Here is a 25,882-nt window from a genome sequence, read left to right as displayed (position 1 = left end):
TTTATGCCGAAAATTATTGTAGAAAATAAATAGCTGGTAATATATAGTTACGAATTATATTGAAAATGCGTCAATTTGAAATTGGATTTTAGGATAATAAAACCAGAAAACATCTTTTTGAGCCGAAAAACAACAAAAAATGAAGAGATGTGTCAAAAAATGAGGGGTAATATTAAGAAATTGTGAAAATGAAGCACAAAATAGTCGCAAAAAGCAAGGATGTATGCCAAAAAAATTACTTTTGATTTAGAATCATAGAAAATCATTCACAAATATCCCTGAATAACTATGGCAACATTTAGATTTAAAGCCCTCGAGACACTTTTGGAAAGAAAACCCGTTTGTGTCCCCCGTGAAGCAAATCTCACTTCCGATTATTACGGAAAATTAGTTTTCGATCGGGAGAAGATGAAAAAGTATTTGTCCAAAGAAGGTTACAAGGCCGTAACTGACGCGATTGATAAAGGTACCACCATCGATCGCAAATCGGCTGATTTGGTAGCTGTTGGTATGAAAGCTTGGGCACTTGAAAATGGTGCAACTCACTACACTCACTGGTTTCATCCTTTGACTGATGGTACCGCAGAGAAACACGATGCTTTTATCGAGTATTCAGAATTGGGAGGCGTTGTTGAGAATTTCTCAGGAAAATTACTGGCTCAGCAGGAACCTGATGCATCTTCCTTCCCGAGTGGTGGTTTGAGGAATACTTTTGAAGCGCGTGGCTATACTGCGTGGGATGTTTCCTCTCCTGCATTTATTGTTGGAACGACTCTTTGTGTTCCTACCGTATTTATTTCATATACCGGCGAAGCTCTTGACTATAAGGCTCCGTTGCTGAAAGCGATTAATGCTGTTGACAAGGCGGCTGTTGCTGTTTGTCAGTATTACGATAAAAATGTATCGAAAGTAACGGCGAACCTTGGTTGGGAGCAGGAGTACTTCCTGATTGACGAAGCGTTGTACAATGCACGTCCCGACCTGATTCTGACCGGTCGTACGCTGATGGGGCACTCATCTTCGAAAGATCAGCAGTTGGATGACCACTATTTCGGTTCCATTCCGGAAAGGGTTTCTTACTTCATGCGCGATCTGGAAAACGAAGCATACAAGCTGGGTATTCCGGTGAAAACCCGTCACAACGAGGTGGCTCCAAACCAGTTCGAGGTCGCTCCGATTTTCGAGGAAGTGAACCTGGCAAACGACCACAACCAGCTGATCATGGATACCATGAGTCGTATCGCTCGTCACCACGGTTTCCGTGTTCTCCTTCATGAAAAACCATTTGCCGGAATTAACGGTTCCGGAAAACATAACAACTGGTCGCTTTCGACGGATACCGGTGTGAACCTTTATTCTCCCGGAAAAAATCCGAAAGCAAACATGCAGTTCCTGACCTTTGTGGTCAACACGCTGAAAACGCTGCATGATAACCAGGATCTGCTTCGTGCATCGATTTTGACAGCAGGTAATGCTCACCGTTTGGGTGCCAACGAAGCCCCGCCGGCCATTATTTCTGCCTTCCTGGGAACAGAAGTAAATAAGATGCTCGATTACCTGGAAGAAGCAGTCGTTGACCGGAAAATGACTCCGGACGAAAAAACTGCATTGAAACTGGATATTGGTCGTATTCCTGAAATTCTGCTGGATAACACCGACCGTAACCGTACTTCTCCTTTCGCCTTCACCGGAAACCGTTTCGAGTTTCGTGCGGTTGGTTCTTCTGCTAACTGTGCTTCAGCGATGATCGCACTGAATACGGCCTTGGCAAAACAGCTGACTGTGTTTAAGAAGGACGTAGATGTTATCATCGAAAGCGGAGTGAAGAAAGATGAAGCTATCTTCCAGGTACTGAAAAAATACATTGTTGAATGTAAAGACATTCGTTTCGACGGTAACGGTTACAGCGAAGAGTGGGTAGAAGAGGCTGCCCGTCGTGGTCTGACCAACGTGAGAAACGTTCCGGAAGCACTGGACGCATATCTTTCCGACAAAGTAGTTAACCTTTTCGGTGAAATGGGTATTTACACTCCCAAGGAGCTGGAAGGACGTACGGAAGTTGAATTCGAGAAATTCACTAAGAAAATCCAGATTGAAGCTCGCGTGTTAGGCGATTTGGCTATCAACCACATTGTTCCTACAGCGATTCGTTACCAGACTGCTTTGATTGAGAACGTTCAGGGTCTGAAGGATCTCTTCCCGGCTAACGAGTTCGAAAAACTGGCTGGTGCCCGTCTGGATATGATTCGTATGATTTCTGGACATATTTCAAATATTAAAGCCAAGGTAAGCGAAATGATTGAAACCCGTAAAGTGGCTAATGCTATCGAGAATGAGCGCGAAAAAGCTTACGCTTATGACAAAACAGTTCGTCCGTTCCTCGATGACATCCGCTATCACATCGATAAGCTCGAATTGATTGTTGACGATGAGTTGTGGCCATTGCCTAAGTATCGTGAATTACTTTTTGCAAGATAATTTCAAGGACAAATTCCATTAAGATTAGATTTGAGAAGCCGTTTTCCTTCAGGAGGACGGCTTTCTTTTGTTCGAAATGTTGTCAAATAGCCGTAAGGGTTTTACGTTAACCGGAAAAGGTCTAAATTTACGGCTCATAATTCCTAATCGATGAAGTCTAAGTCCTCAATCTTTGTTTTCATATCGGTGTTGATGTTGACTCTTGTACTGGGCGGTTGCAAGGCCTCCAGGAAGTTGTCGAAATCGAATAAATCGTATGAGATAGGGGAATATTACCGCTCCATCGAACAATACCGGAAAACCTATCGAAAGACCAAAAATCGCGCGGTAAAGGCCGAAATACAATTTAAGATTGCCGAGGCGTATAAATACATCGGAGAATATAAGCGGGCAGCCACTTTTTACAAAACAGCAATTGTTCGCGGCTATTCCGATCCGATCGCCATCCTGCATTACGCCGATGTGTTACGGGCCGACCAGGAGTATGATGAAGCGATTGCGAATTACCAGAAATATCTCAAAACAAACCCCGGAGATCAACATGCACTGAATGGTATCGCTTCGTGTGACAGAACACCGAAATGGCTGGAAAATCCAACCCGATTTCAGATCGAAGATTTAAAGTCGCTGAATTCGAGAGCCAGTGATTATGCCGGCGTTTATCCCGGTGGTCACGAAAATCAGATTGTGTTCACCTCTTCCCGTGAAGGCGCAACCGGAAAACGAGACAGCCCGATTACCGGACAGTTGTATGGCGATATTTTTCACTCGTACTACGATAAGCAAAAGGGGCGTTGGGAGAAACCTTCGCTGATTGATGAAAATCTGACGGTAGATACTGGCGACGATGAAGGAGCTGCTTCATTCGATTCCCGTGGCACAACGATGTATTTTACCCGCTGTCGCTACGACAAAACGAAGTCGATGGGAGCGGAAATTTACACCAGTTCCGAAACCGGAGGAACCTGGTCGGAGCCGGTAAAAGTTGCATTGGGCGGCGATAGTTTGTTGATTGCACACCCCTCACTGTCAGCCGATGGCCGGACACTCTACTTCGTTTCAGACATGCCCGGAGGCTTTGGTGGTAAAGATATTTGGAAAGCCGAAGGAGCTCCCGGTGCCTGGGGAAAACCCGTGAATTTGGGACCTGCCATTAATACGCCCGGTAACGAAATGTTCCCGTTTATTCGCGATAATGGAGAGTTATATTTCTCTTCCGATTTTCGCGTCGGGATGGGCGGTCTTGACATTTTTAGGGCTGTGAAGAACGATAAAGGTCAATGGGAGGTCGAGAATATGAAATCGCCCATCAATTCGCCCGGTGACGATTTTGCCATCTATTTTGTTCCCGGAGAAGATCGGGGACTGTTTTCGACGAATCGGAAAGGTACCCGCGGTGATGATATCTTTTCGTTTGTGCTTCCGCCGAAAATTTTCGAGGTCGACGGTAATGTAGTTGACAAGGAAACAGGCAACCGGTTGAAGAATGCGACCATCCGTTTGATTGGAACCGACGGAACGATGTTGCGCCTGAATGCAAACAACGGGAAATTCAAATTCCGGCTCAATCCGGAAACAGAATATGTGGTGGCCGCCTTCAAAAAAGGTTACCTCAATGCCAAAGCCAACGAAACAACGATTGGTTTGAAGGACAGCAAAACATTCGATGTCAGTCTGGCACTTACTCCAACCGATGCTCCAATTCGCGTCGACAATATTTATTACCAATTCGGGAAGTGGGATTTGTTGCCTGCTTCGAAAAATGCGTTGGACAGTTTAGTACAAATCCTGGTGCAAAACCCCACCGTTACGATTGAGCTCATGGCGCATACCGACTGCCGTGGAGATGCTAAATTCAATTTTGAGCTTTCGCAGAAAAGGGCGGAATCGGTGGTGAATTACCTGGTGGCGAATGGTATCTCACCTGCTCGCCTGGTAGCAAAAGGTTATGGCGAAACGGCACCCAAAACGGTTACCCGGAAATTGGCTCAGCAATACAGCTTCTTGAAAAGAGGAGAAGAACTGACCTGCGATTTCATCAACAAACTGCCAACCGAGGACGAGCAGGAAATTTGTCATCAAATTAATCGTCGCACCGAATTCAGGGTACTTTCGACAGATTACCGGGAGAAATTTACTCCGTCACCCAAGGAGTAACAATTCCATAAAGGTGAAAGTCTAAAAAGATATTAATTTTGCGGTTGTTTTTCATCCGGAGGGATTTACCATTCGGCAAAATCTATTTTCACCTATGGGCAGCGAAACCAGATATAACCGTCGCGGTGTTTCGGCATCGAAAGAAGATGTGCACAACGCCATCAAGAACATCGACAAGGGACTTTTCCCGAAAGCATTCTGCAAAATAGTTCCTGATTACCTCAGTGGCGATCCGGAGTATTGTAACATCATGCATGCCGACGGAGCCGGTACTAAATCGTCGCTGGCTTACCTTTACTGGAAAGAAACGGGTGATGTTTCGGTTTGGAAAGGCATTGCACAGGATGCCATTGTGATGAATCTCGATGACCTATTGTGTGTAGGTGCGACCGACAATATCCTTCTCTCATCTACCATTGGACGAAATAAGAACAATATTCCAGGTGAAGTAATTTCCGCGATTATTAACGGAACGGAAGAGCTGTGTGCAGAACTGCGCGAACAGGGAATATCCATTTACCCAACCGGCGGTGAAACAGCCGATGTGGGTGATTTGGTCCGTACCATCATTGTCGATTCAACGGTTACCTGTCGCATGAAACGCGAAGATGTGATTTCGGCCGATAACATCCGTCCCGGGAATGTGATTGTCGGATTGTCCTCAGCGGGACAAGCCACTTACGAGAAAGAATACAATGGCGGAATGGGAAGCAATGGACTGACTTCAGCCCGTCACGATGTATTTGCCCATTACCTGGCTGAAAAATATCCCGAAAGCTTCGATCCTTCCGTTCCCGATGATTTGGTTTATTCTGGCGGACGCCGTTTAACCGATGCGATTGGAGAAGTAGGAATGGATGCAGGGAAACTGGTGCTTTCGCCCACGCGGACCTATGCACCGGTTATTCGCAAAATATTGGAAAAATACAGGAAGCAGGTTTCCGGAATGATTCACTGCTCGGGTGGAGCACAAACCAAAGTGCTGCATTTTGTCGATAACGTTCATGTGATTAAAGACAATATGTTCCCGGTTCCCCCGCTTTTTAAGCTCATTAAAGAGCAGAGCGGAACCGAATGGCAGGAGATGTACAAAGTGTTTAATATGGGGCATCGCTTCGAGTTGTATGTGGAGCCCGAAGTAGCCGATGCCATCATTGCCATTTCCGAAGAGTTTAGAATTGATGCGCAAATTGTCGGGCGTGTTGAAGAACATGAGGGAAAGAAACTAACCATTCAATCGGAATTTGGCACTTTTGCATACCATTAGCTTCTCCCATAATTTATTGATTGAGAATTTTTAAATGGGAAAGAAATGCCAAAACGCTAAAGACTATGTCAGATAACAAACTCTTAGATAAATTCGAAAGCATCCAGATACGTTTTGAAGAAGTTGGTAAGCAGATTACCGACCCGGACGTGATGAAGGATATGAAGCGATACGTCAAGCTGAACCAGGAATACAAACAGCTTGAATCGTTGGTGAAAGCATTTACGGAATACGCACGGGTACTTCAGAACATTAAAGATGCCCGCGAAATGCTGGCCGAAGAAAGTGACGAGGAAGTTCGCGAAATGGCTCGCGAAGAGCTGGAAAGCAGCGAAGCCAAGGTGGAGGAGATGGAAGAAGATATCAAGCTGCTTTTGGTGCCGGCCGATCCGGAAGACAGCAAGAATGCTATTCTGGAAATTCGTGGTGGAACCGGAGGAGACGAAGCGGCTATTTTTGCTGGCGATCTTTTTCGTATGTACTCCAAATATTGTGACGCCAAAGGTTGGCGGATGGAGATTACACACTACACCGAAGGTACGTCGGGAGGTTACAAGGAAATTGTGGTTAAAGTTTCAGGCGAAGGTGTATATGGAGTATTGAAATATGAGTCGGGTGTGCATCGTGTTCAGCGCGTGCCGCAAACCGAAACGCAGGGGCGTGTCCATACCTCAGCAGCCACGGTGGCTGTTCTTCCCGAAGCTGAAGAGTTTGATGTGGAAGTGAAGGAAAGCGATATTCGGAAAGACACCTATTGTTCTTCAGGACCGGGTGGACAGAGTGTGAACACTACGTATTCAGCCATTCGGTTAACCCATATTCCTACGGGGATTGTGGTTACCTGTCAGGATGAGAAGTCGCAATTGAAAAACCTGGCCAAAGCCATGACGGAATTGCGTACCCGGATTTACAACATGGAGTATCAGAAGTATCTCGATGATGTGGCGTCGCGAAGAAAGACGATGGTTTCAACCGGTGACCGTTCGGCCAAAATACGGACCTACAACTATCCGCAGGGGCGTGTAACCGATCACCGTATCGGGTTGACCTTGTACAATCTCTCAGCCATTATGGATGGTGACATTGAGGAAGTGATAGACAAACTGCGGGTAGAGGAGAATGCTCAACGTTTGAAAGAAAGCGAGCTGTAAGACGTCATAGTCTGACGGGAGTTCGATAGCGGAAAACATTTTGTGAAAATTGTTATTGTAACATGATGTGGAGCAGGTTTTTTGCAAATATTTCATCTCGTTAGGTAGATATAGTCTAAATAGAATTATTTTCGTGCCAAAATTTCAGTGAATGAATACCGAACAACTATTTGAAAACATCAAACGCAAAGGTTCCTATTTGTGTGTAGGACTCGATACTGATATCCGCAAGATTCCGCGTTACCTGCTCGACGCAACCGACCCGGTATTTGCTTTCAATAAAGAAATCATCGATGCCACGGCTGACGTAACTGTTGCTTACAAACCTAATCTGGCATTTTACGAAATGCTGGGCGTTCAAGGGTGGAGCAGCCTGGAAAAAACCGTTAATTACATCAGGAATAATCATCCGGACATCTTTATTATTGCTGATGCTAAACGTGGCGATATTGGCAATACTGCCTCAATGTATGCCCGGGCTTTTTTCGATCACCTCGATTTTGACGCTGTAACGGTGGCTCCCTACATGGGGGAAGATTCCGTAAAGCCGTTCCTGACGTATCTCGATCGGTGGGTTATTTTGTTGGCACTCACGTCAAATAAAGGAGCTTTCGATTTCCAGTTCATGGAAGACAAAGAAACCGGTGAGAGACTGTTCGAGAAGGTATTGAAGTCTTCTAGCGAGTGGGGGACCAACGAAAATATGATGTATGTGGTAGGCGCCACAAAAGCGGAAGAGTTGGCCGGTATACGTCAGATTATTCCCAATCACTTTTTACTGGTTCCGGGCGTAGGAGCGCAGGGAGGCAGTCTGGCAGAGGTTGCGAAATACGGGATGAACGAGCAATGTGGATTGCTGGTGAATTCATCGCGTGGAATCATTTATGCTTCGGACGGTGAAGACTTTGCTGAAAAGGCAAGGGAAAATGCATTGAAAGTGGCGGGCGAGATGAAAGAAACGCTAAAACTTCACAAGCTGATATAATCGTTAATTCTGCTCAAGAGATTTGAAGGCGGCAAAAAGGATTTTTTGTTATGGCCATGGTGATTGTGATGACATTGGTTTTTCTCGTCGGGTATTCCGGAATTATCCTTGAGAATAATATCAAAGTAAATAAGGCGGCTTCGGCGCTTATAATGAGCGTGCTGATATGGATTGTGTATGTAGCAGGAGGCAGCCAGATACTTTCGGTGGGCTATAGTCATTCGTGGCATAACTATCTTTCACAATTCAATGGTCCGGTAACACAAGAGGTTGTCACCAACTTCATCGTCAATCATGAATTGTTACCGCATCTTTCAGATACCGCGAGTATTTTGCTTTTTCTATTGGGTGCCATGGGAATTGTTGAAATTGTCGACCGTTTCCAGGGATTTAGAGTCTTAACCGACCATATTCATACCCGGAATAAAGTGAAGTTGCTGTGGGTGTTGGGCTTGTTGGGTTTTTTCCTTTCGGCGGTGCTCGATAATCTGACGACCACCATTGTCATGATTTCGCTCATCCGGAAGCTGATTAACAAGGCCGAAGATCGGTGGATTTTTGCCAGCATTGTTGTGATTGCGGCCAACGCCGGTGGCGCCTGGTCGCCCATCGGTGATGTAACCACCATTTTGCTCTGGATTGGCGGACAGATTACGGCTGCGTATATTATTAAGGCCATCTTTTTACCGAGTTTGGTAAATATTCTCGTTCCGCTGATTATCGCTTCCTTTTTTATAAAGGGAGTTGATGAAGGACCTGGAGACGCAGGGGCAGAGTCGAAGGAATTTACCGCTCCGTGGGAGAGGCGTTTTATTTTGGCGCTTGGAGTAGGAGCATTGATATTTGTTCCAGTATTTAAAACATTTACACACTTACCCCCGTATCTTGGCATGATGTTCGGCCTGGGAGTATTGTGGATTACGACTGATATTATGTTGCGGGCGCATCCGCGTGAAGATAAAAGGGTACTGAGTGTAAGTCGGATTGTCCGTCAACTTGATGCCCCGACGATTCTTTATTACGCCGGTATTCTGACCGCTGTGGCAGCATTGGCATCCTCTGGTTTGTTGGATCTTGTTGCCATGAAGATGGATAGTGAAGTAGGAAACATTTACGGCATTGACATGTTGATTGGAATGTTGTCGTCACTTATCGATAACGCCTCGCTGGTAGCGGCCTCGATGGGTATGTACAACATTGCCTCGCCCGATACCTCCGGTTACCTTTCAAGTTTTGTCGTGAATGGTAATTTCTGGACATTTCTGGCTTACACTGCCGGAACGGGAGGTTCGATGTTGATTATTGGTTCAGCGGCGGGAGTTGCGGCCATGAGTATGGAAAATATCAGTTTTGGATGGTATTTTAAACGTATGTCGGGCCTGGCATTTCTGGGTTATTTGTCGGGTGCGGCGGTATTCTATTTTGGACTTTAGTGACATAAAACACTTTGAATAGTAGATCGCATATGTATCTTCGGGCGCTGAAAAGGAAGGAAAAAGAGAGAATAAAAAGTAATGAATACCAGCTTGTAACGTTTTATTTCTGAAAAATGTCCAAACTTTTATTATTTATATAAGTTGTTACTAAACTAAACTTCTGCAGAATGTTTGAATTAATGGCAATTATTTTTCTCGTGGGATATGCTGGAATTATTTTTGAGCACGAGATACGAATAAATAAAGCAGGTACTGCCTTGATTACCGGAGCGTTGATGTGGGCAGTTTATGCTCTCGGAGGTTCCGATATTCTTTCGTTAGGTTACAGCCACAGTTGGCACGAGTTTATTTCTCAGCATCCGGAGTCTACTTCACCCGAGGTGATCCGTGAGTTTGTAACAGAACACGAGCTCTTCCATCACCTGTCTGAAATTGCATCCATCATGCTCTTTCTGCTTGGTGCGATGGGGATTGTTGAGGTAGTAGACCGTTTCCAGGGGTTTCGTGTAATTACCGATCATATTACGACCCGCGACCGGGTGAAATTGATGTGGTTAATCAGTGTGCTTTCCTTCTTCATGTCGGCAGTACTGGATAACCTGACGACCACGATTGTAATGATTACGCTTACCAGGAAAATTCTGCGAAAGCCAGAAAATAGATGGATTTTTGCCAGTATGATTGTCATCTCGGCCAACGCGGGAGGTGCCTGGTCGCCTATTGGCGACGTTACGACCATTATGTTGTGGATTGGAGAACAGATTACCACAGAACATATTGTGAAATCGGTATTTTTGCCCAGCCTGGTTAGTATGATGGTACCACTTATTATCGCTTCAATATTCATGAAAGGTGAGACCGAGCGCCCCGAACTGACAGACGAAGACACGAAAGAGTTTACCTCAGCGGGTGAACGAAAATTTATTTTCTTCCTTGGAGTAGGGGCCTTGTTGTCCGTACCGGTATTTAAAACCATTACGCACTTGCCTCCGTATCTAGGTATGTTGCTTGGCCTTGGAGTTATTTGGTTGATAACCGATTTTATGCTGCGCAACCGTCCTCATGAAGATAAACGAATTCTGAGTGTAAGCCGGGTTGTCCGAAATCTCGATGCTCCGACCATTCTGTTTTTCGTGGGAATTCTGACAGCAGTGGCGAGTCTGTCGTCGGCTGGTCAACTCGATATTGTCTCAAAGTTTCTGGATGTGCACGTCGGAAATATATTTGGAATTAACCTGATTATTGGAGCGCTGTCTTCTATCGTCGACAACGTGCCGCTGGTTGCAGGTGCGATGGGAATGTATGGCATTGCCCCATCGGGAGCCGAAGGTTATCTGGCTTCGTTTGTGCAGGATGGTCAGTTCTGGTCATTCCTGGCCTACTGTGCGGGTACCGGAGGTTCGATGTTAATTATCGGTTCTGCTGCCGGAGTGGCTGCTATGGGAATGGAGCAAATACACTTTGGTTGGTATGCCCGTAAAATTACCTGGATTGCGGCGTTAGGCTATCTGGCTGGTGCAGGAACCTACTATCTGCAATCGGTTATTTTTAGCTGATTATATTTTATTCTAAAAAATAAATAAGGGGCATTCCTGGCAATGGGATGTCCTTTTTATTTGTATACATAACTGGCTTGAATCAGATATACATTTTGAAACGGAGTGATGTACTTGGCGATGACCACCAGTTTTCTGCCCAAATCTTCCGGTTGAAGTGCGATTTGTCCTGTATTGCCCCGCTGTCCGATGAGAGTAGCTTCCGGGTCCAGGTATTTCTCTTCTGTAAGCGGACCATAGTAATACCTGACCACGTTAGAACCATTCGACAACTTAAATTCCAGTAGTTTTCGTTTATAGAAATCGGCTGAATTTTTAAGCGTAAATACAAGGGTTGGTTAATTGGTTATCAGTTCACCGTTTTGCTTGTATTCTTTTAAATCGTTCGAGGGCATTCCGTCCTTATAGGTCTGCGTTGACATGAGTTTGCCCGATTCATAGTATTTTTTTACCGTGTCCTGAAGTTTTCCGTGAACATACCAACGGATTCGATAAACTTTTCCATCCGGATAGTATTTAACCGCTTTTCCGTGCAGTTTCCCGTCTTCGTAGTAAAATACTGAAGCCAGCTTCCCGTTGGAATAAAAATTACGGGCTTCACCTTCTGCGACACTGTCCCTAAAATGAACAATAGATGAAAGTTTACCGTTTTGATAATTCCGGACAGCCTTTAATTCACCCTTTACATTTTTTCCCGAAGAGGTAGTATTGGATTTATCATTTATTGAAGATGAACAGGCAAAAAATAAGGAAACCCCCGACAGAAAAGCTATCAGAGTAATGGTTAGCTTGATGTGTTTCATAGTGACGAAATTAACATACTGTAAGATAAGTAATATATGGTGGAAATAAAACCAGGGAAAGTGTAAAAAAAATTTACAGATTAGGTTGTTCTCAGAAAGAAGTGGACGTATCTTTGTTAGAAATTAGATAATTAATGTCTGAAGGTCGAATATTAATCATTGATGACGCAAAAGGTCCGGGCGGGTCGTTGGAGATGGCGCTTAGGATGGACTTTGAATCGGTGAAATCCTTTTCAAATCCTAACCTGCTGCCGTTTTATCTCAAGACCGAGAAGGCCGATGTGGCGATCTTAGACGTTGATTTTTCCGGTGTAAGAGAGGGAGAAGAGCGCGGCCTTTATTGGTTGCGCGAAATAAAACGGATCAATCCCCGGATAGAGGTGGTTATTCTTCTTAACGAAGATGACGTGATGCTCGGTGACCGGGCGATTGAAGAAGGGGCCGCCAATTTTGCGTTCAAGCCTGTCAATACTCGAAAACTAGTTGCATCGCTTCGTTCGGTTGTTCAATTGAAACTGATGAAGGAGCGGTGTGAGTTGATTGAGTCCCGTTTCGACGGAATAAAGAAGGAGTTGTTGCAGGCTGAACCAGTCATTCAGGGAAGTTCTGTGCCTTACAACCGGATGATGCACGCGGTAGCGGGAGTGATTGATACGCCTGATGTTATTTTGTTGCAGGGTGAAACCGGAAGCGGAAAGAAATCGGTAGCACGATACATTCATAGTCAGTCATCCCGTCGAAACGAATTATTTCTGGAGGCGAATAGTTTATTGGAGCGGGAAACCGAATTGGGCGGTTATCTTTTTGGGGTGAAGAAAAGGAATTATCCGACTGCCGATCCCGATCTCCCCGGGAAGTTTCAAATTGCTGAAGGCGGAACACTGTATATCCCGGAGGTCGCCAAAATACCTCTTTCGGTTCAGGAGCAGTTTTTGCGTTACATGGAGCGTAGTACGGTTGAGCCGGTCGGTGCCGTAAGAGCCGTACCGGTTAATGTAAAGTTGCTTTTGGGAACAGCAGAAGATTTAAGGTCTTTGGTAAACGACGGCGCTTTTCACGAAGAGCTTTATCGTCGTCTTTCGTCCAGGGCTATCGAAATTCCGGCATTAAGGCATCGGGTGGAAGATATTGAAGAGATTGCTAATTTTTTCATCGGGCAGTTTAGTGCCAAATACCATAAAGGGCCGCTTCGGATGAGTGCCCGGACGCTGGAAGAATTAAAGCTGAATCCCTGGCCGGGAAACATCTCCGAATTAAAGCTGACAATAGAGAAAGCTGTAATCCTGTGTGAAAAAGACGTGCTGCGTCCGGAAGATTTTATGTTCCGGTCGGCTGCACAGTCACAGTTATTCAAGATTCCGGATACCATCGAAGAAATGGAAAAATCGATGATTAAAAAAGCGCTGGAACGGCACAAAATGAATCACAGCGCGGCAGCTACTCAGTTGGGAATCACTCGTCAAACCCTCTACAACAAAATCCGGAAGTATAAACTTTGATATACATTATGGTTGGTTAATGAGGCTGGAATTTTGTAATTTCAGGAATATTATCCACCAACCGTATGAAAGAAGAGTTTCTCCACTTTATCTGGAAACACCGTTTATATCAAACCCGTCAGCAAAAAACGATTGGCGGAGAACCCGTTGAAATTCTTCAGCCCGGAATGCATAACCTGCATGCCGGACCTGATTTCTCAGAAGCACGTATCCAAATTGGCGACACGTTATGGGTGGGCAGTGTCGAAATACACCAAAAATCTTCCGATTGGAATCGTCACGGTCATCAAGAAGACCCGGCCTATAACAACGTTATACTGCATGTCGTCGCTGAACATGACGAACCGGTAAAAAATGCTCTGGATGCCGAACTTCCCACATTTGTTTTGAAATGGGCGGATACCATCGAAAGAAATTATCAGGAATTAACCGAAAGCAAGGACTGGGTAGCCTGTGCATCGCGTCTTTTCCGCATAGATCCCTTTCGCGTGAAGTTTTTCCTGAACAGTGTAATGATTGAACGCCTGAAAGAAAAGACGGGAGTCGTAGATGAACTGCTTCAGGATACGAATGGCGATTGGGGAGAAACCTTTTACCGGATGTTGGCTCGGGGCTTTGGTTTTAAAGTGAATGCCCAGCCATTTGAGATGGTTGTCCGGTCGTTGCCCCAGAAGGTTCTGGCTCATCATCACGATTCGCTCATGCAAACCGAGGCATTGCTTTTCGGTCAGGCCGGACTTTTAGGCGAAGAGCTGTTTGCCGATAATTATTATCTGCAGTTGCGAAAGGAATACCGGTTTCTGGCCGGAAAATACTCTTTGCGTCCCATTGAAGGGCATCTGTGGAAATTCATGCGAATGCGTCCGGTCAATTTTCCGACAATCCGCCTGGCTCAGTTTGCACGATTGATATACAATTCGCAGGGGTTATTGGGAAAACTGCTGGAAGCAAAAAATATGGACGAAATCCGTGGTTGGTTTCAGGTCGTTGCTTCACCGTACTGGGATACGCATTATCATTTCAATCGGGAATCGCCTCGCCGTAAGAAAAAACTCGGGGAGCAGGCACTGAGATTATTGGTGATTAATGTGATTGTTCCCTTTTATTTCCTGTATGGAGAAAACCAAAATAAACTATATTTGAAGAATAGGGCTCTGCAGCTGCTGGAAGATTTGCCGGCAGAGGACAATATGGTAATACGAAAGTGGACCGTGTCCGGAATAGAAGCGGACAACGCCCTGGAATCACAAGCCTTGTTGCACTTAAAAAGCAGGTATTGCGAGTTGAAGCGGTGTCTGAGTTGCGGAATCGGGCATAAAATTATTTTGCATGAACCTCTTTGAGGAACAAACTTACAGAACATTACGCATTGGGATCGTCCTCCTGCTGTCGCTGATTATTTTCGGCGTCCTCGGGTTTATGATTATTGAAGGCCTCGACCTGGTTGATGCATTTTACATGACCATTATTTCGGTTTCCACCGTAGGATTCGAGGTGGTAAAACCTCTATCTCCTGCCGGGAAAATATTTGTATCAATTTTGATTATCTTATCGCTGGGTAATATTGCCTACGTTGGTTCCAGTTTGGTGCGTTTTTTCCTCGATGGAGAGTTTATTAATTATTTAAAGACGAATCGCGTGAACAAGAAGATTGAAAAGCTAACCGATCATGTGATTATTTGTGGCTTTGGCCGAAACGGAGAACAAGCGGCGCTGGAGCTCATGGATCATAATCAACATTTTGTTATTATCGAAAAACGCGATAATGTGATTGAGCGCATTCGCGAAGATCCCAACCTGCTATATGTTCGCGGCGACGCTACTCACGAGGATGATTTAAGGTTGGCTCGAATCGACCATGCACGTGCATTGATTGCCACAACACCAAATGATGCCGATAATGTGTTTGTCGTGTTAACGGCGCGAAGCATGAATCCTAACTTGTTGATTATTAGTCGTGCTTCGGAGATTGGTTCGGATATGAAGCTTCGCCGGGCAGGTGCAACCAATGTGATTATGCCCGAACGCATGGGAGGTCAGCGTATGGCTCGGTTGGTTACACAGCCTGATGTGGTGGAGTTTGTCGAGTATGTTCTGCTTCAGCGAAATAAATCGGTAAGCCTCACAGAGGTTCCCTGTAGCAGGATGGCTGAGGAGTACGAAGGAAAAACCATTGCTGATTTACTAGTGGGAAATGTGACGGGAGCTACCATTGTGGGACTGAAGAATTTCGAAGGAAAATATGTCTTCAATCCGGGCCCCGGGCATATGCTCAATCGGGGCGATAAATTATTCGTTTTGGGTTCGCATGCGCAGGTAACCAAATTACAGGAATTTCTGGAGCAGGAGCCTGAATCGCTTTAGCGGTTGTTAGTCAAATGGTTTAAATGAAATATTCACAAATAAAGATTACAGTTTTTCAATATTTTTCTTTACTTTTGGGGCTGATTTTTGCAGATAATGTTACGCCGTTGCTATCGCACTCGAATACTGCGGTGTAATAATTGTATCACACGAATTATTTTAAGAAAATGTATTTAACATCTGAAAAGAAACAAGAGATTTTTGAAAAGCACGGCAAAAGTGCTACCAACACTGGTTCAACCGAAGGTCAGATTGCGTTATTCTCATACCGCATTAGTCACTTGACTGAGCACCTGAAAAAGAACCGCAAAGACTACAGCACCCAGCGTGCACTGATTCGTCTGGTTGGTAAGCGCCGTTCATTGCTCGATTATCTGAAAAGAAAAGACATTGAGCGTTATCGTGCTATTCTGAAAGAACTTAATCTTCGTAGATAAACGAACGACCTTAAAAGGCAATTTTCGAATTGCCTTTTTTGGTATTTTTAAAAAAGCCCCACCCATTTGTTTGAAACTTATTAATTGTTTGAAGAAGAGATTATGTACAAAGCTATTGAAAAAACAATCGATCTCGGTGATGGAAGGTCCATCACCATCGAAACCGGAAAATTAGCAAAACAAGCAGACGGATCGGTTGTGGTTAAAATGGGTGATACAATGTTGTTAGCCACTGTTGTTTCGGCAAAGGAAGCTAAGGAAGACGTTGATTTCATGCCCCTGTCGGTTGATTACCGTGAAAAATTTTCTGCTGCGGGTCGTTTCCCCGGTGGTTTTCTGAAGCGTGAAGGACGTCCTTCTGATGATGAGATTTTGGTAGCTCGTCTGGTCGACCGCGCACTGCGTCCCCTGTTTCCGGAAGATTATCATGCTGAAACGGCTATGATGATTTCCCTGATTTCAACAGGGAAAGATGAAATGCCGGACTCGTTAGCGGGATTGGCAGCCTCTGCAGCAATCGCTGTTTCCGATGTGCCTTTTGAGTGTCCTATCTCAGAGGTTCGTGTAGGTCGTGTTGATGGAAAGTTAGTCATCAATCCTTCGTTGGAGCAGTTGGAAAAGGCTGATATCGATATTATGGTGGGGGCATCGTATGACAACATCATGATGGTAGAAGGTGAAATGGATGAGGTTTCCGAAGATGAAATGCTGGAAGCCATCAAATTTGCGCACGATGCCATTAAGCAACATTGTAAGGTTCAGGAAGAACTGGCTGCTGAACTTGGGGTGGTAAAGCGTGATTACTCACACGAAACAAACGACGAAGAGTTGCGTGAACTGGTTAAAAAGGAAACTTACCAGAAAGTATACGATGTAGCTCGGGCAACGATACAGAACAAACAGGAACGTTACGAAGCCTTCGACAAGGTTAAGGAAGAGTTTGTTGAAAAATACAGTGAAGGAAAAGAGGAAGAAGAAATTCCGCTTGGCCTGATTGGTCGTTATTTCCACGATGTGGAAAAAGAAGCTGTTCGCCGGATGATTCTGGATGAGCAAATTCGTCTTGACGGACGGAAAACCAATGAGATTCGTCCTATCTGGGGCGAGGTTAATTACCTGCCGGGAGCACATGGTTCAGCGATTTTCACCCGTGGTGAAACTCAGTCGTTGACTAGTTTGACGCTCGGAACCAAAATGGATGAGAAGATTATCGACAATGTAACTGTTCAGGGACGTGAACGTTTCTTGTTGCATTATAACTTTCCACCCTTCTCAGTTGGTGAACCACGTACGCCGAGAGGTGTTTCACGCCGTGAAATTGGTCATGGTAATTTGGCTCACCGTGCTTTGAAAGGAATGATTCCGGACGATTTCCCTTACATTATGCGTATTGTGTCTGATATTCTTGAATCGAATGGTTCGTCATCGATGGCAACGGTTTGTGCGGGAACGATGGCCATGATGGATGCCGGTGTAAAAATGAAACGCCCGGTTTCAGGAATCGCCATGGGATTGATTACCGATAAGGATTCAGATAAATTTGCTGTTCTTTCCGATATTCTGGGTGATGAGGATCACCTGGGAGATATGGACTTCAAGGTAACCGGAACAGAAAAAGGAATCACGGCTACTCAGATGGATATTAAGGTTGACGGACTTTCTTATGAAGTAATGGCTCAGGCGTTGCAGCAGGCCAAGGAAGGACGTGAACACATCCTGAGTAAGATTCTTGAAGTGATTGACGAACCTCGTGAAGATTACAAACCGAATGTACCACGCATCGTGACCATCACCATCCCTAAGGAGATGATTGGTCCGGTTATTGGCCCTGGAGGAAAAATCATTCAGCAGATTCAGGAAGATACCCAATCGACTATTGCAATTGAGGAAGTTGATGATTTGGGAATCGTTGAAATCAGTGCACCCAACCGCGAAGCAATTGATGCTGCGCTGGAGCGTGTTCGTGCAATTGTTGCTGTACCTGAAGTAGGCGAAGTTTACAAAGGTAAAGTGAAGTCAATAGTTTCATTCGGAGCCTTTGTGGAAATCATGCCGGGTAAAGAAGGTTTGCTCCACGTTTCGGAATTCGATTGGAAACGTGTAGAGAATCCTGCCGATGTGCTGAAAGAAGGCGACGAAGTAGAAGTAAAACTACTTGAGGTTGATCAACGTACAGGTAAACTGAAACTTTCGAGAAAGGTATTGCTGCCTCGTCCGGAGCGTACTGGAAACGAGAACGATCGGGGTGGTCGAGGCGACAGAGGCGACCGCAGAGGTGGTGATCGTCGTGGAGACCGTCGTCCACCGCGTCGCGACAACAACAGATAATTTTTATTGATACTATAATTTACAAGCCCGGGTTACCGGGCTTTTTTTATCTCTGCCAGTTTTTCTATATTTAATCAATCTTTTTTATACATGGAAGCGAAAGAATCAGCGTGGCTGAATGAGACAGAGGAGCTTTTCCGTGAAAACCTGAAAGGTATATCGGAAAAGGATGTTCGATTTTATCGACTGGAAGAGTTTTGGCGCAATGTTCAACGCCTGGACCAATTCTCCAATGATTGTCCGGTTTGCAAGGAAATGCACTCCGGCGTTAGGGAAACGATTGCCGGAATGAACGATGCGGTGAAGAATCCGGGAAAGAGAAGGCGCAAATTTGATCGGGCACTCTCGACGTTGGCTTCACACATGACCGAAGAACACGGGTTTCTTCCACCTTATTATTTTACCTACAGGTGGTCAGCGCTTGGTTTGCCAGCCGGTGCGTTGGTGGGAGCCTTGATTGATTTGGTGTTGTTTCATGGACAGAAATGGGGCTTCATTGTTGGAGGAACCATTATTGGAATGTTGATTGGATACGTGCTCGGAGGTCGGAAAGACAATAATATGAGAGCGAAAAAGAAGCTTCTTTGAGAATTTTTTTAGGGGAATAACCATTTCAACTAACTTTTTTTATTCGTTTAAGTTGCAAAGAATTAAACCTTTGCGTACTTTTTGTGTTTCTTTTTATACCAGACAGACATTAAATGTTTAGTAACTAAACTTAATACTTAGCTTGTGAAAGGGACCATACTACTTGCAGGTCTGGCTTTATTTGCCTTTTCCTGTACGAACAATCAGAAAATAAAATATCCTGTGGCGCATAAAGACAATGTTGTTGACGATTACTTTGGTCATAAAGTAAGTGACCCGTATCGTTGGCTGGAAGATGATAATTCGGAAGAAACAGCAGAGTGGGTGAAAGCAGAGAATAATGTAACCAATGCTTTTCTGGCCAAGATTCCCTACCGGGATAACATTCGAAAGCAACTGACCAACCTCTGGAATTACCCCAAATATTCGGCTCCCTTCAAAAGGGCAGGTAAGTATTTTTATTACAAGAATGACGGATTACAGAATCAAAGTGTACTCTATGTTCAGGATAATTTAGGTGCTGAACCACGGGTATTACTTGACCCAAATAAACTTTCCGATGATGGAACTGTAGCACTTAGTGCTGCTCGTGTTTCAAACGATGGAAAGTATCTGGCGTATTTTGTGGCCCGCTCAGGTTCTGATTGGAATGAAGGGTATGTATTGGATATCAATACCGGAGAGAAGTTGTCTGATCATTTGCAGTGGATTAAGTTTTCTGGCATTGGATGGGATGGTGATGGTTTTTACTATTCCAGGTACGATAAACCTAAGGCGGGTGACGAGTTGAGTCAGTCCAACGAGTATCATAAGGTGTATTATCATAAGGTCGGCACACCTCAGACGGATGATAAAATGGTGTACGATACGCCGGAACATCCGAAACGGCTGTCGGATGTTAGTGTAACGAGAGATGAAAAAATTCAGTACCTCACGGAATACCAAGCATCCATTGGTAATTCACTTTACGTGAGAATGAATGGTGATAAAAATGCAGAGTGGAAGCCGGTCTATACTTCGTTCGATAAAGAGTTCCAGGTTATAGATGATGTGGATGGGCAGCTACTGGTGTTGACCAATTACAAAGCACCTCGATACCGGTTAATTGCGGTAGACCCAAAACATCCGGAGGAAACTAACTGGAAGGAAATTATCCCTGAATCGGACGATGTGTTAAGCAATGCATCGGTCGTTGGAGGCAAAATATGCGCTTCCTATATGAAAGATGCCCATACCGTTCTGCAATTGTTCCAGCCCGACGGAAAACTAACCGGGAACATCGAGTTGCCAGAAATGGGAAGTGCATCGGTGCTGATTGGCGAGAAGAACGATAATGAAGCTTTCTACACGTTTGAATCATGGACGATGCCGAATACCATCTATCAATACGATGTGGCAACAGGCGAGTCGAAAGTATTCAGGCAGCCTGAGTTGAAATTCAACCCGAAAGAATTTGAAACCCGGCAGGTGTTTTACGCCAGCAAGGACGGAACCAAGGTTCCTATGTTCATTTTCATGAAGAAGGGAACGAAACTCGATGGAACGAATCCTGCGCTGTTATACGGGTACGGTGGATTCAACATTAGCCTGACGCCGTATTTCTCTCCGGCACGAATGGTGTTTCTGGAGCAAGGCGGTGTTTATGCTGTCGCGAATTTGCGAGGAGGAGGAGAATATGGCGAAACATGGCATGAAGCCGGCACCAAAATGCATAAACAAAATGTATTCGATGATTGTATCGCTGCAGCGGAATATCTGGTCGAAAAGAAATACACCGACACCAACCATCTGGCTTTGATGGGCGGTTCGAACGGTGGCTTACTGGTGGGGGCTGTCATTAACCAGCGTCCTGATTTATTCCGTGTAGCGATTCCGCAGGTGGGAGTGATGGATATGCTGCGTTATAATAAGTTTACCATTGGCTGGTCGTGGGCCGGCGATTACGGTACCAGCAGCGATAGCGAGAAGATGTTCAAGTACCTGTATGCTTACTCTCCGTATCATAATATCAAGAAAGGAGGACACTATCCGGCGATTCTCGCGTTGACAGCTGATCATGACGATCGGGTAGTGCCGGCGCATACCTTTAAATATATGGCGCGGATGCAGGAGTATAACGATGGTAAAAATCCAACGTTGGTTCGCATTGAGACCAAAGCGGGACACGGAGGTGGAAAACCAACGTCGAAGATAATAGACGAGTACACCGATATCTGGTCATTTGTGTTTTACGAAATGGGGGTTGAGCCAAAATTTAATTGACCCTTCGCAAATTATTGGATATCTTTCCCGGAATTTTTACCCCGGGTTTGTATGGATATAAGTTTTTTGGTCATAGAAGGTAATATAGGGTCGGGAAAGACCTCATTATCAAATCGGATAAGTCAGGATTTTCAGGCTAAACTGATTCTCGAAAAGTTTGCGGATAATCCGTTTCTGCCGAAATTTTACAAAGATCCGGAAAGGTATTCTTTCCCTCTTGAGTTATCCTTCCTGGCCGAACGATATAATCAGTTGAAGCGGGAGCTTTCTGATCGCGATCTTTTTCACCAATTGACGGTGGCCGATTACTTTTTTATGAAATCGCTGATTTTCGCTCAGAATACACTCGCCGAAGATGAGTATCAGTTGTATCGTAAGTTCTTTGAAATCATATATGATAAACACCCCAAGCCTGACTTGTATGTGTATCTTCATCTCCCTGAGAATCGTCTGATTGAAAATATCAGGAAGAGAGGACGGGATTACGAGCAGGAAATCGACGAAAAATATCTCAAAAAAATTAGTGAAGGATATTTTCGCTTTTTCCGTCAGCAAAATGACTTCCCGATTGTTATTATTGATACCCGGAATATTGATTTCGTGGAGAGCCAGGCAGATTATGAAAAACTAATTGATGTTATTTTTCATAAGTCCTATAATTTGGGGGTAAACAGAGTGATATTATAATTAGATTCAATAATAAAAAAACGTTCTAAAGCTTTTCTTAATTAACAAAAGATTTTACTTTTGTGAAAAGTGTCGAACAATTGGTTTTGAAAATTAATAAAGGTTCATCATGAAGAAAATCAATTTTAAGGCTGTTGCTGTGTTCTTCGTTGGCGCGATGATGCTGTCAAGCTGTGCCAGTCTGCAGAAAATGAAGAAGAATGCCGATAAGATCAACTACACGGTTACTCCTGAAGTGCTTGTAGCAAAAGGTGGTAACGTTGATGTTGAGATTCAGGGTCGTATTCCTGAAAAGTACTTTAATAAGAAAGCTACCATTACGGCTACTCCTGTTCTGACTTATCAAGGCGGAGAAAAAGCGTATGCTCCTTACAAATTGCAGGGAGAAAAAGTTGAAGCTAACAACAAAGTGATTAGCTACACCAACGGTGGAACTTTCTCATATAAAGGTAGCGTACCTTATGTAGATGGCATGCGTAAATCGGATTTGGTTGTTCGCATCACCGCTTCACAAGGAGACCAGACTTTGGATTTCGATCCGGTTAAGATTGCTGACGGTGTAATTGCAACCTCTACTTTGGTTAAAGACCAACCCGCATCAATCGTAGGTGTTCAGAAAGAAAAGAATACTACTGGTGTTTATGACCCGACAATTGATAAATTTCAGCGTGTCGTACCCGATCAGTACAAAGCAGATTTGATGTATCTCATCAACAGTTCATATGTTCGCGGTTCTCAGTTGAAGAAGGAAGACATGGATAAGTTGAACCAGTATATTAAAGACGCATTTGAAGCAGACCGCAAAGATCTGAAAGGCGTTGAGGTTTCAGCTTATGCTTCTCCGGACGGACCTGAGAAGTTCAATACCAAGTTGGCTGAAAAACGTGAAGGTTCAGCTACCAAAGTTGTTGACAGAAAACTGAAAAAAGATAAAGTTGAAACTGAAGTTACCGGAAAATACACTCCGGAAGACTGGGAAGGTTTCAAAGAATTGATGCAGAAATCCAATATCCAGGATAAAGAAATGATTTTGCGTGTACTTTCAATGTACCAGGATCCGGAAGTTCGCGAGCGTGAGATTCGCAACCTGACTGGTCCGTTCCAGGAAATCGCAAAAACAATTCTTCCGAAACTGCGTCGTTCAAAAATTATTGCCAGTGTTGATTTGATTGGTAAGACCGATGAAGAAATTGCCAATCTGGCAGACACCGATCCTTCCAAACTCAACCAGGCAGAATTGCTTTACGCAGCTTCTCTTACTGAAGACCTGAACAAGCAGAAAGCAATTTACACCAGCTTCACTCGTCAGTTCCCGGAAGATTGGCGTGGATTCAATGACCTCGGTGTTGTTGAAATGAATCAGGGTAACACCAGCGACGCTCAGTCGAACTTCGAAAAGGCTGATAAACTGGATCCGAAAAACCCAATCATTCAGAACAACCTCGGTGGAGTAGCACTGGTGAACGGAGATCTGGACAAAGCTCAGGAACTCTTCAGTGCAGCTAGTGGTGCCGGTCAGGAAGTGAACTACAACCTGGGTACTGTAAGTATTCTGAAAGGTGACTATGATGCAGCCGTTAAATATTTCGGTGACGGAACTTGTGTCAACAAAGCTCTTGCTCAGATGCTTACCGGCGATAACAATGGAGCACTCCGCACTTTGAACAACCTGAAGAAAGAGTCAGCATTGGGTGATTACCTGAAAGCTATCATCGGTGCACGTACTGCTAAGACAACTCTGTTGTACGATAGCCTGAAGGCTGCCGTGAACAAAGATGCCAAGTACAAAGACATCGCGAAGGTTGATCTCGAATTCTCGAAGTACTTCAACGACGAGCAGTTCAAGTCAATCGTAGAGTAAGACTCAACTGAAAATATTTCAGAAACTATTCCGGAGTAGTGTGAAAACTACATCGGAATAGAATTTCTGTATCTGCATTTTTACAATTCTACTCTGGTAAAACCTTTATTTCTTTCAAAGAAAAAAGTGGATTATCGTGCTTAGTGCACAATGAATCCACCCTGAGATTGTTGTATATGTTCGGTATGTTATTACCGACGCATTTTATTGCAGATATCCCATAATACGATACCTGCACTCACCGAGATATTGAATGAGTGCTTGGTTCCGTATTGTGGGATTTCTATGTTTTCATCGCACATGTCGATGATTTGTTGTTGTACACCTTTTACCTCATTGCCGAAAACAAGAGCTAATGGAGTGTCAGCATTCGCTTTAAAATCAGGCAATAAAGTGCTGTTCTCCACTTGTTCCACTCCGGCAATTCTATAGCCTTCATCTTTTAGTTTTTGAACAGCCTCTTCGGTGTGCTTAAAGTATTCCCAATCGATTGATTTTTCCGCACCTATAGCTGTTTTATGAATCTCTTTGTTTGGCGGCGTGGCTGTAATTCCGCAAAGAATGATTCTTTCAATACGAAGAGCATCCGAGGTGCGAAATACCGAGCCCACATTGTTTCCGCTCCTGATATTGTCTAAAACAACAGTTAATGGGAGCTTATCCGCCTCTTTAAATTCATCGACGGATAATCTCCCCAGTTCATTTGTTTTCAACTTTCTCGTCATCTACCAATCTACTTTTTTCCGTCCCACGGGCATTGTCATACATCGGGCACCGCCTCCACCCCGGCTCAGTTCAGAACCCGCGATGGTAATGACCGCTTTCTTTGATGCGTGAATATCAGCCTTATTTTCGATAATATCCTGAGCTTTAATGATGTCGTAACCATTTTTGCTCATCTCTTCAATGGTATAATTATTTCTTTCGTAGCCAATCACTTTTCCAGGTGCAATGGAGAAGAAGTTTGCTCCGCTGTGCCATTGTTCCCGTTCCATCGTCCAATCATCCTTGGTTCCTCCGCACTGAATCGGTTTCATATCCATGCCTACTTCTTTCAACGCCTGTAGTAGATCTTCGTGCAGTTTGATACTGGTTACCTCACCGTTATCGATGGTAATGTGAATGGTCTGGTATTTATTGTTTCCAAGAATCAGGGGCTCATAAACCATTACTTCATCCCTGTTCAGGAATGTAAAAGTCATATCAAGGTGGATGAATGATTCTGGCGTATGCGGCAATTCCTGAACAATGATATGCTTGGCCGATGTTTTCTTCTCTTTGATGGATTCAATCAAATAATCAATTCCTTGCGAAGTCGTACGTACGCCTGTTCCGATTAGTATCACATCGTCCCTGGCAATTTCCACGTCACCGCCTTCGATGCTGGCCAGAGGACTCGATGGAATGTTTTTAATAGGAACGATTGGGTTGATAGTCTTCACTCCGAAGAGCGGATGATCTTTGAAAATTGCCTCCATAATTAAGGCTTCGCGGTCGCGTACCGGACTGGCCATTTTTCCAATCAAAACCTCGTCATAGACAGTCATTGAAGCATCGCGCGTGAATAAAAAGTTGTGTAGCGGGCGAAGGGCGAAGCGCTCTTTACTCAGAAATTTGGTCAGGTTATCTCGTTTTAGAATAGAACCTTCAATCAGCTGCCGGGCCAACTCTTCTTCCGGGAGGTCATACAAAGCTGATATTTCGCAAAAAGCATCTTCGCGCTCACATATGCGATTGATAATACGGTCTTTGGCATGCGAATTCTGGAGGGTTTGAGTCAGCAAATCTCTTACTTCAAAGGTATTGGCAACCTTTTCCAAAACACCTTTTAATTGTGCATATTCCTGTCTGGCAACCGATAGGTTCAGGATATCACTGTAAAGGGCACGCTCGGCATTTTGTGGAGTCATATTCTCCACCTCCTGCCCGGGAGTATGTAGGATAACTCCCTCTAACTGCCCGATTTCCGAGCTGACATTTACGTTAAATTTTTTCATTGACTATATAATAAAATATTGTGGTG

Annotated in this window: 20 protein-coding genes; 16 read left to right on the top strand and 4 right to left on the bottom strand. The window is 44.4% G+C overall.

Annotated features, from left to right (window positions below; genetic code table 11):
- The first annotated feature begins 288 nt into the window (after positions 1–288).
- The 7 genes from AC060N_RS18170 (at position 289) to nhaD (AC060N_RS18140) (ending at position 11,030) form a co-directional block, all read left to right on the top strand.
- Positions 289–2,478: a glutamine synthetase III family protein gene (locus AC060N_RS18170; RefSeq protein ID WP_479524966.1), complete on the top strand. Its 2,190-nt coding sequence runs from the start codon at positions 289–291 to the stop codon at positions 2,476–2,478.
- A 150-nt stretch (positions 2,479–2,628) separates the two neighbouring features.
- Positions 2,629–4,635, top strand: a complete 2,007-nt coding sequence (gene porE, locus AC060N_RS18165) for a PorE family type IX secretion system protein (RefSeq protein ID WP_479524965.1) — start codon at positions 2,629–2,631, stop codon at positions 4,633–4,635.
- A gap of 94 nt (positions 4,636–4,729) precedes the next feature.
- The gene (locus AC060N_RS18160; RefSeq protein WP_479524964.1) at positions 4,730–5,902 is read left to right on the top strand and encodes an AIR synthase related protein; all 1,173 of its coding nucleotides are present in this window, start codon (positions 4,730–4,732) and stop codon (positions 5,900–5,902) included.
- 65 nt (positions 5,903–5,967) lie between these two features.
- Positions 5,968–7,053 carry a peptide chain release factor 1 gene (gene prfA, locus AC060N_RS18155; RefSeq protein WP_479524963.1) on the top strand — a complete coding sequence of 362 codons (1,086 nt, stop codon included), beginning with the start codon at positions 5,968–5,970 and terminating at the stop codon, positions 7,051–7,053.
- 151 nt (positions 7,054–7,204) lie between these two features.
- Positions 7,205–8,038, top strand: coding sequence for an orotidine-5'-phosphate decarboxylase (gene pyrF, locus AC060N_RS18150; protein ID WP_479524962.1), 834 nt, complete (start codon positions 7,205–7,207; stop codon positions 8,036–8,038).
- 50 nt (positions 8,039–8,088) lie between these two features.
- On the top strand, positions 8,089–9,471 hold the full coding sequence (nhaD, locus tag AC060N_RS18145; protein WP_479524961.1) for a sodium:proton antiporter NhaD: 1,383 nt from the start codon (positions 8,089–8,091) through the stop codon (positions 9,469–9,471).
- Positions 9,472–9,641: 170 nt separating this feature from the next.
- Positions 9,642–11,030, top strand: coding sequence for a sodium:proton antiporter NhaD (gene nhaD / locus AC060N_RS18140; RefSeq protein ID WP_106540508.1), 1,389 nt, complete (start codon positions 9,642–9,644; stop codon positions 11,028–11,030).
- A 56-nt stretch (positions 11,031–11,086) separates the two neighbouring features.
- On the opposite strand, the gene AC060N_RS18135 is transcribed toward nhaD (AC060N_RS18140), so the two are convergent.
- Together AC060N_RS18135 and AC060N_RS18130 are read right to left on the bottom strand one after the other, a co-directional pair.
- Entirely contained in the window at positions 11,087–11,302 is a 216-nt protein-coding gene (locus tag AC060N_RS18135) for a hypothetical protein (RefSeq protein ID WP_479524960.1), read from the bottom strand.
- 66 nt (positions 11,303–11,368) lie between these two features.
- On the bottom strand, positions 11,369–11,833 hold the full coding sequence (locus AC060N_RS18130) for a toxin-antitoxin system YwqK family antitoxin (RefSeq protein WP_479524959.1): 465 nt from the start codon (positions 11,831–11,833) through the stop codon (positions 11,369–11,371).
- Between the two features lie 134 nt (positions 11,834–11,967).
- Between AC060N_RS18130 and AC060N_RS18125 the strand changes: the two genes are divergently transcribed.
- The 9 genes from AC060N_RS18125 (at position 11,968) to AC060N_RS18085 (ending at position 23,859) form a co-directional block, all read left to right on the top strand.
- Complete coding sequence (locus AC060N_RS18125) at positions 11,968–13,332, top strand: sigma-54-dependent transcriptional regulator (RefSeq protein WP_479524958.1); 1,365 nt, start codon at positions 11,968–11,970, stop codon at positions 13,330–13,332.
- A 65-nt stretch (positions 13,333–13,397) separates the two neighbouring features.
- Positions 13,398–14,675, top strand: coding sequence for a DUF2851 family protein (locus AC060N_RS18120; RefSeq protein ID WP_106540505.1), 1,278 nt, complete (start codon positions 13,398–13,400; stop codon positions 14,673–14,675).
- Positions 14,662–15,696 (top strand): potassium channel family protein, encoded by a 1,035-nt coding sequence (locus AC060N_RS18115; protein WP_106540504.1) that lies wholly within the window; start codon positions 14,662–14,664, stop codon positions 15,694–15,696. The genes AC060N_RS18120 and AC060N_RS18115 overlap by 14 nt, the downstream gene beginning before the upstream one ends.
- A 167-nt stretch (positions 15,697–15,863) precedes the next feature.
- A complete protein-coding gene (rpsO, locus tag AC060N_RS18110; protein ID WP_106540503.1) occupies positions 15,864–16,133 on the top strand; it encodes a 30S ribosomal protein S15 in 270 nt (89 codons plus the stop codon).
- 102 nt (positions 16,134–16,235) lie between these two features.
- Positions 16,236–18,461, top strand: a complete 2,226-nt coding sequence (locus tag AC060N_RS18105) for a polyribonucleotide nucleotidyltransferase (RefSeq protein ID WP_479524957.1) — start codon at positions 16,236–16,238, stop codon at positions 18,459–18,461.
- Positions 18,462–18,551: 90 nt separating this feature from the next.
- Positions 18,552–19,049, top strand: coding sequence for a hypothetical protein (locus AC060N_RS18100; RefSeq protein ID WP_479524956.1), 498 nt, complete (start codon positions 18,552–18,554; stop codon positions 19,047–19,049).
- A 144-nt stretch (positions 19,050–19,193) separates the two neighbouring features.
- Entirely contained in the window at positions 19,194–21,311 is a 2,118-nt protein-coding gene (locus AC060N_RS18095; RefSeq protein WP_479524955.1) for a prolyl oligopeptidase family serine peptidase, read from the top strand.
- Positions 21,312–21,362: 51 nt separating this feature from the next.
- Complete coding sequence (locus AC060N_RS18090) at positions 21,363–21,998, top strand: deoxynucleoside kinase (RefSeq protein WP_463228444.1); 636 nt, start codon at positions 21,363–21,365, stop codon at positions 21,996–21,998.
- A 109-nt stretch (positions 21,999–22,107) separates the two neighbouring features.
- Positions 22,108–23,859 (top strand): tetratricopeptide repeat protein, encoded by a 1,752-nt coding sequence (locus AC060N_RS18085; RefSeq protein ID WP_479524954.1) that lies wholly within the window; start codon positions 22,108–22,110, stop codon positions 23,857–23,859.
- Positions 23,860–24,050: 191 nt separating this feature from the next.
- Here the strand turns inward: AC060N_RS18085 and AC060N_RS18080 are convergent, their stop codons facing one another.
- A complete protein-coding gene (locus AC060N_RS18080) occupies positions 24,051–24,584 on the bottom strand; it encodes an RNA methyltransferase (RefSeq protein WP_479524953.1) in 534 nt (177 codons plus the stop codon).
- On the bottom strand, positions 24,585–25,856 hold the full coding sequence (locus AC060N_RS18075; protein ID WP_479524952.1) for an arginine deiminase: 1,272 nt from the start codon (positions 25,854–25,856) through the stop codon (positions 24,585–24,587).
- Between the last annotated feature and the right edge of the window lie 26 nt (positions 25,857–25,882).

It is taken from the genome of Prolixibacter sp. DSM 2831, assembly GCF_056493735.1.
The sequence above is the reverse complement of the archived record's forward strand: the minus strand, read 5'-3'. Positions and strand labels throughout refer to the sequence as shown.

Coding starts and splice junctions, on each gene's coding strand:
- AC060N_RS18170 (WP_479524966.1), top strand. CDS start 289: ATGGCAACATTTAGATTTAAAGCCCTCGAGACACTTTTGGAAAGAAAA.
- porE (WP_479524965.1), top strand. CDS start 2,629: ATGAAGTCTAAGTCCTCAATCTTTGTTTTCATATCGGTGTTGATGTTG.
- AC060N_RS18160 (WP_479524964.1), top strand. CDS start 4,730: ATGGGCAGCGAAACCAGATATAACCGTCGCGGTGTTTCGGCATCGAAA.
- prfA (WP_479524963.1), top strand. CDS start 5,968: ATGTCAGATAACAAACTCTTAGATAAATTCGAAAGCATCCAGATACGT.
- pyrF (WP_479524962.1), top strand. CDS start 7,205: ATGAATACCGAACAACTATTTGAAAACATCAAACGCAAAGGTTCCTAT.
- nhaD (WP_479524961.1), top strand. CDS start 8,089: ATGGCCATGGTGATTGTGATGACATTGGTTTTTCTCGTCGGGTATTCC.
- nhaD (WP_106540508.1), top strand. CDS start 9,642: ATGTTTGAATTAATGGCAATTATTTTTCTCGTGGGATATGCTGGAATT.
- AC060N_RS18130 (WP_479524959.1), bottom strand. CDS start 11,833: ATGAAACACATCAAGCTAACCATTACTCTGATAGCTTTTCTGTCGGGG.
- AC060N_RS18125 (WP_479524958.1), top strand. CDS start 11,968: ATGTCTGAAGGTCGAATATTAATCATTGATGACGCAAAAGGTCCGGGC.
- AC060N_RS18120 (WP_106540505.1), top strand. CDS start 13,398: ATGAAAGAAGAGTTTCTCCACTTTATCTGGAAACACCGTTTATATCAA.
- AC060N_RS18115 (WP_106540504.1), top strand. CDS start 14,662: ATGAACCTCTTTGAGGAACAAACTTACAGAACATTACGCATTGGGATC.
- rpsO (WP_106540503.1), top strand. CDS start 15,864: ATGTATTTAACATCTGAAAAGAAACAAGAGATTTTTGAAAAGCACGGC.
- AC060N_RS18105 (WP_479524957.1), top strand. CDS start 16,236: ATGTACAAAGCTATTGAAAAAACAATCGATCTCGGTGATGGAAGGTCC.
- AC060N_RS18100 (WP_479524956.1), top strand. CDS start 18,552: ATGGAAGCGAAAGAATCAGCGTGGCTGAATGAGACAGAGGAGCTTTTC.
- AC060N_RS18090 (WP_463228444.1), top strand. CDS start 21,363: ATGGATATAAGTTTTTTGGTCATAGAAGGTAATATAGGGTCGGGAAAG.
- AC060N_RS18085 (WP_479524954.1), top strand. CDS start 22,108: ATGAAGAAAATCAATTTTAAGGCTGTTGCTGTGTTCTTCGTTGGCGCG.
- AC060N_RS18080 (WP_479524953.1), bottom strand. CDS start 24,584: ATGACGAGAAAGTTGAAAACAAATGAACTGGGGAGATTATCCGTCGAT.
- AC060N_RS18075 (WP_479524952.1), bottom strand. CDS start 25,856: ATGAAAAAATTTAACGTAAATGTCAGCTCGGAAATCGGGCAGTTAGAG.